Annotated in this window: 9 protein-coding genes and 1 other annotated feature; of the genes, 5 read left to right on the top strand and 4 right to left on the bottom strand. The window is 56.1% G+C overall.

Going from position 1 to position 12948, the window contains the following annotated elements:
- Positions 1-409 precede the first annotated feature (409 nt).
- The gene (acrB, locus tag FHC52_RS04750) at positions 410-3556 is read right to left on the bottom strand and encodes a multidrug efflux RND transporter permease subunit AcrB (protein ID WP_008499289.1); all 3147 of its coding nucleotides are present in this window, start codon (positions 3554-3556) and stop codon (positions 410-412) included.
- A gap of 22 nt (positions 3557-3578) precedes the next feature.
- Positions 3579-4772, bottom strand: coding sequence for a multidrug efflux RND transporter periplasmic adaptor subunit AcrA (gene acrA / locus FHC52_RS04755; RefSeq protein WP_021241633.1), 1194 nt, complete (start codon positions 4770-4772; stop codon positions 3579-3581).
- A 140-nt stretch (positions 4773-4912) separates the two neighbouring features.
- Between acrA and acrR the strand changes: the two genes are divergently transcribed.
- The gene (gene acrR / locus FHC52_RS04760) at positions 4913-5566 is read left to right on the top strand and encodes a multidrug efflux transporter transcriptional repressor AcrR (RefSeq protein ID WP_008499291.1); all 654 of its coding nucleotides are present in this window, start codon (positions 4913-4915) and stop codon (positions 5564-5566) included.
- Positions 5567-5679: 113 nt separating this feature from the next.
- A complete protein-coding gene (gene mscK / locus FHC52_RS04765) occupies positions 5680-9027 on the top strand; it encodes a mechanosensitive channel MscK (RefSeq protein WP_126288746.1) in 3348 nt (1115 codons plus the stop codon).
- Here the strand turns inward: mscK and rsmS are convergent.
- Complete coding sequence (rsmS, locus tag FHC52_RS04770; RefSeq protein ID WP_063620991.1) at positions 9024-9206, bottom strand: pleiotropic regulatory protein RsmS; 183 nt, start codon at positions 9204-9206, stop codon at positions 9024-9026. The genes mscK and rsmS overlap by 4 nt on opposite strands.
- A 14-nt stretch (positions 9207-9220) precedes the next feature.
- Complete coding sequence (gene priC, locus FHC52_RS04775; RefSeq protein WP_126288748.1) at positions 9221-9748, bottom strand: primosomal replication protein N''; 528 nt, start codon at positions 9746-9748, stop codon at positions 9221-9223.
- Positions 9749-9798: 50 nt separating this feature from the next.
- Here priC and FHC52_RS04780 point away from each other — a divergent pair, with 50 nt between their 5' ends.
- The 3 genes from FHC52_RS04780 (at position 9799) to dnaX (ending at position 12896) form a co-directional block, all read left to right on the top strand.
- Entirely contained in the window at positions 9799-10176 is a 378-nt protein-coding gene (locus FHC52_RS04780) for a DUF454 family protein (protein WP_013095896.1), read from the top strand.
- A 151-nt stretch (positions 10177-10327) separates the two neighbouring features.
- Entirely contained in the window at positions 10328-10879 is a 552-nt protein-coding gene (gene apt, locus FHC52_RS04785) for an adenine phosphoribosyltransferase (protein ID WP_000127359.1), read from the top strand.
- Positions 10880-10967: 88 nt separating this feature from the next.
- A complete protein-coding gene (gene dnaX / locus FHC52_RS04790; protein WP_045407956.1) occupies positions 10968-12896 on the top strand; it encodes a DNA polymerase III subunit gamma/tau in 1929 nt (642 codons plus the stop codon).
- Positions 12226-12290: a sequence feature (DnaX frameshifting element), on the top strand. It overlaps the preceding gene by 65 nt.
- Positions 12897-12948: the final 52 nt, after the last annotated feature.

Below are 12948 nucleotides of genomic sequence, written 5' to 3' on the forward strand. Positions count from 1 at the left end.
CTATAAGCCACTCCTTCCTGGATTTCATCGCGCTATTACGAAAAATTACAAATAAAACCGTAGACTGCGAGCATGTACGCAATGTTCCACCCTGGACACCCCTTTTTTATCCAAATTAACGCGCTGTTTTATCGCTTCCTTACGTTTCATTGGCTTAGCAAAAATGGCGAGAAAAGTTCAGATTCGAACTTCACGTTGTCAGAACTTCTTATTAGGAATATTCCTAATAGCTTAAGCGGGGAAATGAAATTAAAAAAATCCTGAATTCACCGATTAAGTTATCAGTTAATTATGATATGTCTAATTAAGATGGCAGAAAATAAATTGAATCACAATAAGCGTAATTTATGATTTTTTCTGAAAATGAAAAAGGCCGCTAATGCGGCCTTTTTATCATGTGAAACCGGTATCAGTGAGGTTCTACCGAATGCGCGTGTTCAACATCTTCATTCTTACGGCTGAAGCGGCGGCGAACCACCACGAAGAACACCGGTACGAAGAAGATAGCGAGTACGGTTGCGGTGATCATACCCCCCATAACGCCCGTACCGACCGCGTTCTGCGCACCGGAGCCCGCACCGGAGCTGATAACCAGCGGCAGTACGCCGAGGATAAACGCCAGTGACGTCATCAGGATTGGGCGCAGACGCATACGAACAGCCTCAAGCGTCGCCTCAATAAGACCTTTGCCTTCTTTCTCCATCAGATCTTTGGCGAATTCAACGATAAGTATCGCGTTCTTCGCCGACAAGCCAATGGTTGTCAGCAGGCCTACCTGGAAGTACACGTCGTTGGTCAGTCCGCGGAACGTTGCCGCAAGCAGCGCACCGATAACCCCGAGCGGTACCACCAGCATAACGGAGAACGGAATTGACCAGCTCTCATACAGCGCTGCCAGACACAGGAAGACGACGATCAGTGAAATCGCGTACAGGGCAGGGGCCTGGTTACCGGACAGACGTTCCTGATAGGACATCCCGGTCCAGTCGTAGCCAACACCCGAAGGCAGTTTGCTCGCCAGCTCTTCCATCAGGTTCATGGCTTCACCGGTGCTTCGGCCCGGCGCAGCCTGACCCAGGATCTCCATTGATGGCAAACCGTTATAGCGTTCCAGACGCGGCGAACCGTATTCCCAGCGTGACGTTGAGAATGCCGAGAACGGTACCATCTGACCATTGCTGCCGCGCACGAACCAGCTGTTGATATCGTTTGGCAACATACGGTACTGCGCCTCGGACATCACGTACACTTTCTTCACGCGACCGCGGTCGATGAAGTCGTTAACGTAGCTACCGCCCCAGGCGGCGCCCAGCGTGGTATTGATGTCACTGATGGACACGCCCAGCGCCTGAGCTTTCTCCTGGTCGATGTCGATTTTGTACTGCGGCGTATCTTCCAGGCCGTTTGGACGCACGCCGACCAGCAGGTCAGGGTGCTTAGCCACTTCGCCAAACAGCTGGTTACGCGCCTGCGTCAGTTTTTCGTGACCCAGACCGCCCTGGTCAATCAGCTGGAAGTCGAAGCCGGTCGCGGTACCCAGTTCAACAATCGCCGGCAGGTTGAAGGCGAACACCATCGCATCTTTAATCTGCGAGAAGGTGCCCATCGCACGGCCGGTAATGGCTTCAACCTTGTTCTCTTTGCCCGGACGTTCAGACCAGTCTTTCAGAGAAACGAAGGCGATACCGGTGTTCTGACCACGACCCGCAAAGCCAAAGCCGTTAACCGCAAACACGGATTCAACGTTGTCTTTCTCTTTGGTGAGGTAGTAGTCCGTCACTTCGTCCAGCACTTTCTGGGTACGCTCTTGCGACGCACCCGCAGGAAGCTGTGCCATCGTCAGGAACACGCCCTGGTCTTCATCCGGCAGGAACGAGCTTGGCAGACGAACGAACAGAATCGCCATCCCCGCCACGATGATGATATAGAGCAGCAGGTAACGACCGGTGCTGCGCAGGATGTTGCCCACGCTGTCGGTGTAGTGATGCGTGCTCTTATCAAACATGCGGTTAAACCAGCCGAAGAACCCTTTATGCTCGCCATGACCGCCTTTCTGAATCGGCTTCAGCATGGTGGCACACAGCGCAGGGGTCAGGATCAATGCGACCAGTACCGACAGCGCCATCGCGGAAACGATGGTGATCGAGAACTGACGGTAAATCGCACCGGTAGAGCCGCCGAAGAAGGCCATCGGGATAAATACCGCAGACAGTACCATCGCGATACCCACCAGCGCGCCCTGGATCTGGCCCATTGATTTACGGGTAGCTTCCTTCGGCGGCAGACCTTCTTCCGCCATCACGCGCTCGACGTTCTCTACCACGACGATGGCGTCATCCACCAGCAGGCCGATGGCAAGCACCATCCCGAACATCGTCAGGGTGTTTATCGAGAAGCCAAAGGCCGCGAGGATGGCAAAGGTCCCCAGCAGAACGACCGGAACGGCGATGGTTGGGATCAGCGTCGCGCGGAAGTTTTGCAGGAACAGATACATGACCAGGAACACCAGGATGATCGCTTCTGCCAGCGTTTTAACCACTTCGTGAATCGAAATTTTAACGAATGGCGTGGTGTCGTACGGATAAACGATCTTCAGGCCTGACGGGAAGTACGGTTCCATTTTCTTCAGTTCTGCACGGATCGCCGTGGCGGTATCCAGGGCGTTCGCGCCTGTCGCCAGTTTGATACCCAGACCGGAAGCCGGTTTACCGTTGAACTTCGCGATGATGTCGTAGTTCTCGCCGCCCAGCTCGACTTTCGCCACGTCGCGCAGGCGAACCTGCGAGCCGTCCTGATTCACTTTCAGCAGAATTTTGCTGAACTCATCCGCGGAGGTCAGACGGGTTTGCGCGATGATCGAGGCGTTAAGCTGCTGGCCCTTCACCGGCGGCGTACCGCCTAACTGACCGGCTGCCACCTGGGCGTTCTGCGCTTTAATGGCGTTAATCACGTCAACCGGCGTCAGCTGGAAGTTGTTCAGCTTGTTCGGATCCATCCAGATACGCATTGCGTACTGAGAACCGAACAGCTGCACGTCACCCACACCGGACGTACGGCTGATGGCGTCCTTCATGTTGGCGCCCACGTAGTCGGAAATATCCTCCTGCGTCATGGTGCCGTTGGTGTTGATAACGCCGACAACCATCAGGAAGCTACTGGACGATTTCTCGACGCTCACGCCCTGCTGTTGTACTTCCTGCGGCAGCAGCGGCATCGCCAGCTGCAGTTTGTTCTGCACCTGAACCTGCGCAATGTCAGCATCCGTACCTGACTCGAAGGTCAGGGTGATCTGAACTGTACCGGTAGAGTCACTGTTTGAGGACATGTACATCAGGTTATCGATACCGTTCATGTTCTGTTCGATAACCTGAGTGACGGTGTCCTGCACCGTTTTTGCATCAGCTCCTGGGTAGGTTGCGGAAATTGTCACCGCCGGTGGCGCAATCGTTGGATATTGCGCGACAGGCAGCTTCAGGATCGCAAGTCCCCCGGCCAGCATGATGATAATGGCGATCACCCACGCAAATATGGGGCGATCGATAAAGAAATTAGGCATGTCTTAACGGCTCCTGTTTAAGTTAAGACTTGGTTTGTTCTGACTGGCCAGCGGCCGAAGCTTGTTGTTTATCGTCAGATTTCACTTCCTGTGCTTTAACCTGCGCGCCAGGACGAACTTTTTGCAAACCAGTAACAATCACGCGATCGCCATCTTTCAGACCTTCCGTCACCAGCCATTTATCCCCAATCGCCTGGGTGGCGGTGATATTGCGCATTTCGACTTTGTTATCAGCCCCAACAACCAGTGCGCTCGCATCGCCGCGTGGCGTACGGGTCACACCCTGCTGTGGAACCAGAAGGGCGGTTGGATTCGTTCCTTCTTCCAGACGTGCGCGAACGAACATACCTGGCAGCAGATTTTTGTCAGGGTTCGGGAAAATCGCACGTAAGGTGATGGAACCGGTGGTCTGGTCGACCGTCACGTCAGAGAATTCCAGCGTCCCTTCCTGCGGGAACTTGATACCGTCGTTGGTAATCAACTCCACTTTGGCTTTGCCGTTTTCCTGTTTCAGGGTGCCGTTAGCCAGCTCCTGTTTCAGGCGCAGGAAATCATTGCTGGACTGCGTGACGTCAACATAGATCGGATCGAGCTGCTGCACGGTTGCCAGCGCAGTGGTCTGACCGTTCTGTACCAGGGCCCCTTCCGTGACGGAAGATTTACCAATACGACCGCTGATAGGGGAGGTCACTTTGGTATAGGCCAGGTTAATACGCGCGGTTTCGACGGCCGCTTTGGCTGCCACCACGGCGGCGTTAGCCTGCTGGGCATCCGCCAGGGCGGTATCGTAATCCTGCTGACTGATGTACTTGGTACCGAGCAGTTTTTGATAGCGGTTCAGCGTCAGCTGGGCAATTTTGGCCGCAGCCTGTGCTTTTGCCAGGTCACCTTTGGCGCTTTCATAAGACGCCTGATAGGTTGCGGGATCAATCTGATACAGAGACTCACCGGCCTGCACATCACCGCCTTCGGTGAAGTTGCGTTTCAGGATAATGCCGCTAACCTGAGGACGCACTTCCGCAATGCGGTAAGCATTTGTACGGCCGGGTAATTCGGTGGTGATTTGTAGAGGTTCAGATTTGAGCGTCACAACGCCTACTTCTGGCGCCTGCTGAGCTCCTTGTTGAGCCGGTTTGTCGTCACATCCTGTTAGCGCTAAGCTGCCTGAAAGCATCAGAACGACCGCCAGAGGCGTTAACCCTCTGTTTTTGTTCATATGTAAACCTCGAGTGTCCGATTTCAAATTGATCAAGGGTCCTGAGTCTAAAACCCATTGCTGCGTTTATATTATCGTCATGCTATGGTACATACATTCACAAATGTATGTAAATCTGACTCCTGTAAATTCACTCACCTATGGCACGAAAAACTAAACAACAAGCGCTGGAAACCCGACAACATATTCTGGATGTGGCGATACGTTTGTTCTCGCAGCAAGGTGTTTCAGCAACCTCGCTGGCGCAAATTGCTCAGGCCGCCGGTGTGACGCGAGGAGCGATTTACTGGCATTTTAAAAACAAGTCAGATCTGTTCAGTGAAATCTGGGAGCTTTCAGAGTCCAGCATTAGCGATCTCGAGAGTGAGTATCGGGCAAAATTCCCAGACGATCCACTCTCAGTATTGAGAGAAATATTAGTATATATCCTTGAAGCAACGGTAGTTGAAGAACGTCGCAGATTAATGATGGAGATTATTTTTCATAAATGCGAGTTCGTGGGCGAGATGGCGGTCGTGCAGCAGGCGCAACGAAGCCTCAGTCTGGAAAGCTATGACCGTATTGAGCACAACCTGAACCTCTGTATGGAGGCAAAACTGCTACCTGCCAATCTGTTGACCCGTCGGGCGGCGATTCTGATGCGCAGCTACATTTCTGGTCTGATGGAAAACTGGCTTTTTGCACCGCAATCGTTTGATCTTAAAGCGGAAGCCCGCAGCTACGTGGCGATTTTACTGGAAATGCTACAGCTCAGCCCGACGCTGCGCAGCGACGCGCCTTCGCTAACGGCCTGACCCCTTTCCAGGATTTATCTCAGAGGCTTACGTTCGCGCTATTCTGCATCTGACGAGCGTGATATTCTTCACGCCGGACTATTTTCGGTCATCTTCTGACATCATTCACAACTATGCTGCCCATCAATCGCTCGCAACATCCTGTTTTTGCATTGCTCTTTGCGATGCTGTTTTTCTTCGCCACGGCGCCGCTGACCTGGGCCCGCGCCGATAACAGCAACGATATTCCCACGCGTGCTGACGTTCAGTCGCAGCTCGACACGCTGAACAAACAAAAAGAACTCTCTCCTCAGGAAAAACTGACGCAGCAGGATCTGACGGAAACGCTGGAGACGCTGGATAAAATTGAACGCGTTAAGGCTGAAACCGCACAGCTTCGTCAGAAGGTGGCGCAGGCCCCTGAAAACATGCGCAAAGCGACGGAGTCGCTGAATGCCCTGAGTGACGTTGATAACGACAACGAAACGCGCAAAACGCTCGCCACGCTCTCCTTACGCCAGCTGGAATCGCGCGTCGCCCAGTTGCTCGACGATCTGCAAACCGCGCAGTCCGATCTCGCGACCTACAACAGCCAGCTTGTCTCCCTGCAGACCCAGCCCGAGCGCGTGCAAAATGCGATGTACGCCGCGTCTCAGCAGCTGCAGCAGATCCGCAACCGCCTCAACGGCACAACGGTAGGAGAGGGCACGCTGCGCCCGACGCAGCAAACCCTGCTGCTGGTGCAGCAGACGTTGCTCAATGCGCAGATTGAACAGCAGCGTAAAAGCCTGGAAGGGAATACGGTGCTGCAGGACACCCTGCAGAAACAGCGCGATTACGTCACCGCGAACATTAATCGTCTGGAGCACCAGCTACAGCTGCTGCAGGAGGCGGTTAACAGCAAGCGTCTGACGCTGACGGAAAAAACCGCCCAGGAGGCCGTATCCCCTGACGAAACCGCCCGCATCCAGGCCAACCCGCTGGTGAAGCAGGAGCTCGAAGCCAACCACCAGCTTAGCCAGCGCCTGATACTGGCGACCGAAAACGGCAACTCGCTGGTTCAGCAAAATATCAAGGTGAAGAACTGGCTGGATCGCGCCCTGCAGGCAGAACGCAACATCAAAGAGCAGATCGCGGTCCTGAAAGGCAGCCTCCTGCTGTCGCGTATTCTCTACCAGCAGCAGCAGACGCTTCCGTCCGCCGATGAGCTGGAAGACATGACCAACCGCATTGCGGATTTACGTCTGGAGCAGTTTGACGTCAACCAGCAGCGCGATGCCCTTTTCCAGAGCGATACCTTTGTCGAAAAAATTGAAGAAGGGCACTCCAGCGACGTGAATCCGGAAGTGCACGACGCGCTGCTCCAGGTCGTGGATATGCGTCGCGAGCTGCTGGATCAGCTCAACAAACAGCTGGGCAACCAGCTGATGATGGCCATTAACCTGCAAATCAACCAGCAGCAGCTGGTGAGCGTCTCGAAAAGTCTGCAGGAGATCCTGACCCAGCAGATTTTCTGGGTAAACAGCAACAAGCCGATGGACTGGGACTGGGTTAAATCCTTCCCTGAGACGCTTAAAACGCAGATCAAGAGCATGAAAATCACCGTAAACTGGGAGAAAGCCTGGCCTGCGGTAATGATTGCTTTCCTGGCCGGTTTGCCGCTGCTGCTGATCGCAGGCCTGATTCGCTGGCGTCTGGGCTGGCTGAAAAAATACCAGGCGAAGCTGGCGTCCGAAGTGGGGCAACTGCGTAACGATAGCCAGCTCCATACGCCAAAAGCGATTCTGATCGACCTTATTCGCGCCCTGCCGGTGTGCCTGATTATTCTGGCCGTGGGTCTGATTCTGCTCACCATGCAGCTCAACGTCAGCGATCTGCTGTGGGCGTTCAGTAAAAAACTGGCGCTGTTCTGGCTGGTGTTTGGCCTGTGCTGGAAGGTGCTGGAAAAAGACGGCGTGGCGGTGCGTCATTTCAACATGCCTGCGCAGCTGACCAGTCACTGGCGTCGTCAGATTGTGCGCATCAGCCTGGCGCTGCTGCCGCTGCACTTCTGGTCGGTTGTCTCTGAGCTTTCCCCGCTGCATCTGATGGATGATGTGCTGGGCCAGCTGGTCATCCTGCTGAACCTGCTGCTGATTGCTATCCTGATGTGGCCGATGTGCCGCGACAGCTGGCGTGATAAAGAGTCCCACAATATCCGTCTGGCCACCGTGACCGTGCTGGCGATCATTCCGCTGGCGCTGATGGTGCTGACGGCAACGGGCTACTTCTATACCACGCTGCGCCTGTCCGGGCGCTGGATTGAAACGGTCTATCTGGTGATCGTCTGGAACCTGCTCTATCAGACCGTACTGCGCGGCCTGAGCGTGGCGGCTCGCCGCATTGCCTATCGCCGTGCCATCGCGCGTCGTCAGCATCAGGTGAAAGAGGGGGCCGAGGGCGCGGAGCCGCAGGAAGAGCCGACCATCGCGCTGGAGCAGGTTAACCAGCAGACGCTGCGCATCACCATGCTGGTGATGATCGCCCTGTTTGCCGTGATGTTCTGGGCGATCTGGTCCGATCTTATTACCGTTTTCGCCTATCTCGACAGTATTACCCTCTGGCAATACAACGGAACCGAAGCCGGCGCGGCGGTCATGAAAAGCGTGACCATGGGCAGCCTGCTGTTTGCGCTGGTGTCGTCGGTGGTCGCCTGGGCGCTGATCCGCAACCTGCCTGGCCTGCTCGAAGTGCTGCTCCTGTCACGTCTGAATCTTCGCCAGGGGGCGTCCTACGCCATCACCACGATCCTCAACTACGTCATCATTATTGTTGGAGCGATGACGGTCTTTGGTTCGCTTGGCGTCTCGTGGGATAAACTGCAGTGGCTGGCGGCCGCCCTCTCGGTCGGTCTTGGTTTTGGCCTGCAGGAGATCTTCGGTAACTTTGTCTCCGGCCTGATCATCCTCTTTGAACGTCCGGTACGTATCGGCGATACCGTCACCATCGGCACGTTCTCGGGAACGGTCAGCAAGATCCGTATTCGTGCGACCACCATCACCGACTTCGATCGCAAAGAGGTGATCATCCCGAACAAAGCGTTCGTGACCGAGCGTCTGATCAACTGGTCGCTCTCGGATACGGTGACACGCGTGGTGATCCGCCTGGGCGTGGCCTATGGATCGGATCTGGATAAGGTGAAAGAGGTGCTGCTGAAGGCGGCGTCTGAACATCCGAAAGTGATGCACGATCCGGCTCCGGCGGTCTTCTTCACCACCTTTGGGCCGAGTACGCTGGATCACGAGCTGCGTTTATACGTGCGTGAACTGCGTGACCGCAGCTACACGGTGGATGAGCTTAACCGCTCTATCGATCGTTTGTGTCGTGAAAACGATATTAATATCGCCTTCAACCAGCTTGAGGTTCACCTGCGTAACGAGAAAGGTGATGAGCATACGGAAGTGAAGCGCGACATTAAGGGCGACGACCCAACTCCGGCTTAATCTATTTTCCCTCTCCCCTCAGGGGAGAGGGCAGGGTGAGGGGTAAGTTTCCCCTCAAAATCCCGCCGTACAATCTCCAGTGCCTTAAGCACCGTCCCGGCGGGGATCTCATGATTCTCCAGCAGCATAATCAAATCGACGGCCAGCTTGACCTCATCGGGTGCATTTTCCAGTGACATGGGTGTGGCTCCTGTTAACGGGTCAAACGTTCTATGACGCGTTCAATTTCATCCAGCGCCTGACGGCAGCGGACGATGCGTCCTTCCAGCGCGCTAATCTCGCGCATCAATAGCTGCTGCTCTTCCAGCGTTTCGCTGTTGTTCAGGCGCACCTCGCGTTCGCGCTTCATCTCAAACAGTCGGCGTTCAAACTCCTGGTTCTCCAGCCGCTTGCGCTGCCATTTGCCGAGTCCCGGCGAGGCGCTGTCCCAGGCGCGCAGCGGCCAGGCGGCGATTTCGCGATGCAGCGCGGTGATCTGCTCGCTGAGATGCGCCCCAAGCCACGCCACCTGTTCCTGCTGTTCATGCTCAACCGCATGGCGAAGCTCGTCGAGGTTCGTCTGCGCTTCAGCCAGGTAATCCTGAATAACGGTGCTGCGGGTCCGAAAAAGCTGCCGGTCAAAGCGCGGTTTCAGCGTGGCGTGCCCCATCAGCGGCGTGGCCTGCTCCCGCAGGGCAATCAGCTGATTTTGCAGCCTCTCAAGAAGCAGTGCTGTTTTCAAGGCGCTCTCCAGTGGTAAAGTAGCCGTTCAGTTTGATAACGATTCGCATTATGCAGCGTACTATTTTAATCATCATTGGCTGGCTCGCGGTAGTGCTTGGCACGCTGGGTGTGGTTTTACCCTTGCTGCCGACCACGCCGTTTATCCTGCTGGCGGCCTGGTGCTTCGCCCGCTCGTCACCGCGTTTTCACCACTGGCTGCTCTATCGCTCATGGTTTGGCGGCTATCTGCGGCACTGGCAAAAACACCGGGCCATGCCGCCCGGCGCGAAGCCGCGCGCGATCGCGGTGATCCTCATCACCTTCGCCATTTCATTATGGCTGGTGAAAATGATGTGGGTGCGGATCCTGCTGCTGGTCATCCTGACCTGCCTGCTTATCTTCATGTGGCGGATCCCCGTGGTTGATGAAAAGCAACAAAAGCACTGAAGCCTTATCATGGCTGTTGCAATTATTGCGTACAGCCAGTAAATTCGACCGTTTTCGAGCACAGGCGCGCCTGGTTAAAGGTTAAACAATTGTTACCTTTGCCGACCCGTTGCGCGCCGTGAGTAACACTGTTTCATTTAGGCACAAACCGATGACCGCAACTGCACAGCAGCTTGAATATCTGAAAAACAGCATCAAAAGCATCCAGGACTATCCAAAGCCTGGCATTCTTTTCCGTGATGTCACCAGCTTGCTGGAAGACCCGAAAGCGTACGCGCTCAGCATTGAACTGCTGGTCGAGCGTTATAAAAACGCCGGGATCACCAAAGTAGTAGGTACCGAAGCCCGTGGCTTCCTGTTTGGCGCACCGGTTGCGCTGGCGATGGGCGTAGGTTTTGTGCCGGTGCGTAAGCCGCGCAAGCTGCCGCGTGAAACCATTGCAGAAAGCTACGAGCTGGAGTACGGCACCGATCAGCTGGAGATCCACGTTGACGCGATCAAGCCTGGCGACAAAGTGCTGGTGGTTGACGATCTGCTGGCGACCGGCGGCACCATTGAAGCGACCGTGAAGCTGATCCGCCGTCTGGGTGGGGAAGTGACCGACGCGGCCTTCATCATCAACCTGTTCGATCTCGGCGGTGAACAGCGCCTGGAAAAACAGGGTATTACCAGCTACAGCCTGGTGCCTTTCCCGGGTCACTAATCCCGGTTTTCACAACCTCGCTCAATGGGTGAGGTTGTGATAGCATTCCCCTCCATAAATTCACCTTCCAGCGTTGCAGAGCCTGCCCATGAGTTATCAGGTGTTAGCCCGTAAATGGCGACCACAAACCTTTGCTGACGTTGTCGGTCAGGAACATGTGCTGACGGCCCTGGCGAACGGCTTGTCGCTAGGTCGCATCCATCACGCCTATCTTTTTTCCGGCACCCGCGGCGTCGGTAAGACCTCTATTGCCCGTTTGCTGGCAAAAGGTCTCAACTGCGAAACCGGGATCACCGCCACGCCGTGCGGCGTGTGTGATAACTGTCGGGAGATCGAGCAGGGGCGTTTTGTCGATCTAATCGAGATCGATGCCGCTTCGCGCACCAAAGTGGAAGATACCCGCGACCTGCTCGACAACGTGCAGTACGCCCCGGCGCGCGGCCGCTTCAAGGTCTACCTGATCGATGAAGTGCACATGCTGTCGCGCCACAGCTTTAACGCCCTGCTGAAGACGCTGGAAGAGCCGCCCGCGCACGTGAAGTTCCTGCTGGCGACCACCGATCCGCAAAAGCTGCCGGTCACGATTTTATCGCGCTGCCTGCAGTTCCACCTGAAGGCGCTGGACGTTGAGCAGATCCGTGCGCAGCTTGAGCATATTCTTGATGAAGAGAAGATTGTCCACGAACCGCGCGCCCTGCAGCTGCTGGCCCGCGCGGCGGACGGCAGCCTGCGCGATGCGCTCAGTCTGACCGATCAGGCGATTGCCAGCGGTGACGGCAAACTCTCCACCGAGGCGGTCAGCACCATGCTCGGCACGCTGGATGACGATCAGGCGCTGTCGCTTATCGAAGCGATGATTGCCGCTAACGGCGAACGCGTGATGTCGCTGGTGAACGCGGCCGCTGCCCGCGGTATTGAGTGGGAAGGGCTGCTGGTTGAGATGCTCAGCCTGCTGCACCGGGTGGCAATGCTGCAGCTTTCTCCCTCCGCCATTGGTGCGGATATGGCCGCCATTGAACAGCGGATGCGTGAGCTTGCCCGCACCGTGCCGCCTGCCGACGTGCAGCTTTATTACCAGACGCTGCTGATTGGTCGCAAAGAGCTACCGTTTGCGCCGGATCCGCGGATGGGCGTTGAAATGACGCTGCTGCGCGCGCTGGCGTTCCACCCGCGCATGCCGCTGCCGGAGCCGGACGTGCCCCGACAGTCTTTCGCCCCGGTTGCGCCGACGGCGGTGATGTCACCGCAGCAGGTGCCGCCGCAGCCGACGCCGCCACCGCAGCAGAACGTACCGCTGTCGGATGCCACCAGTTCGGTGCTTGCCGCGCGCAGCCAGCTGCAGCGTGCGCAGGGAGTAACCAAACCAAAAAAGAGTGAACCGGCAGCGCCAGGAAGAGCGCGGCCGGTGAACAACGCCGCGCTTGAACGACTGGCCTCGGTAACGGAGCGCGTACAGTCGCGTCCGGCACCGTCCGCGCTCGAGCAGAAAGCCCCGGTGAAAGAAGAGGCTTACCGCTGGAAGGCAACCACTATCACCGAAACGGTGAAGGAAGAGGTTGCCACGCCGAAAGCGCTGAAAAAGGCGCTGGAGCATGAAAAAACGCCGGAGCTGGCCGCGAAGCTTGCCGAAGAGTCCATTGCGCGCGACGCCTGGGCCGCCGAGGTCAGCAAACTCCAGCTGCCGAAGCTGGTCGAGCAGGTCGCGCTGAATGCCTGGAAAGAGCAGGACGGCAATCAGGTGCGTCTGCACCTGCGTCCGGGCCAGCGGCACCTGAATTCCCCTGGCGCGCAAAAGGCGCTGGCCGAGGCGCTCGCCACATTACAGGGGGCGCCGGTTGAATTGACTATCATTGAAGATGATAATCCGGCAGTGAAAACGCCGTTGGAGTGGCGCCAGGCCATTTATGAAGAGAAGCTCGCGCAGGCGCGCGAGGCGATTATTGCGGATAACAACATTCAGACCCTGCGCCGGTTCTTCGACGCCGATCTGGATGAAGAGAGTATTCGCCCCATTTGATCGTGAGTCTGACTTACGGTTGTAATCCTTAAACGTGAAAGAAGAGAGAAGC

Source organism: Enterobacter sp. EC_64, assembly GCF_019584165.1.
GTDB classification, from domain to species: Bacteria; Pseudomonadota; Gammaproteobacteria; order Enterobacterales; family Enterobacteriaceae; genus Enterobacter; species Enterobacter roggenkampii.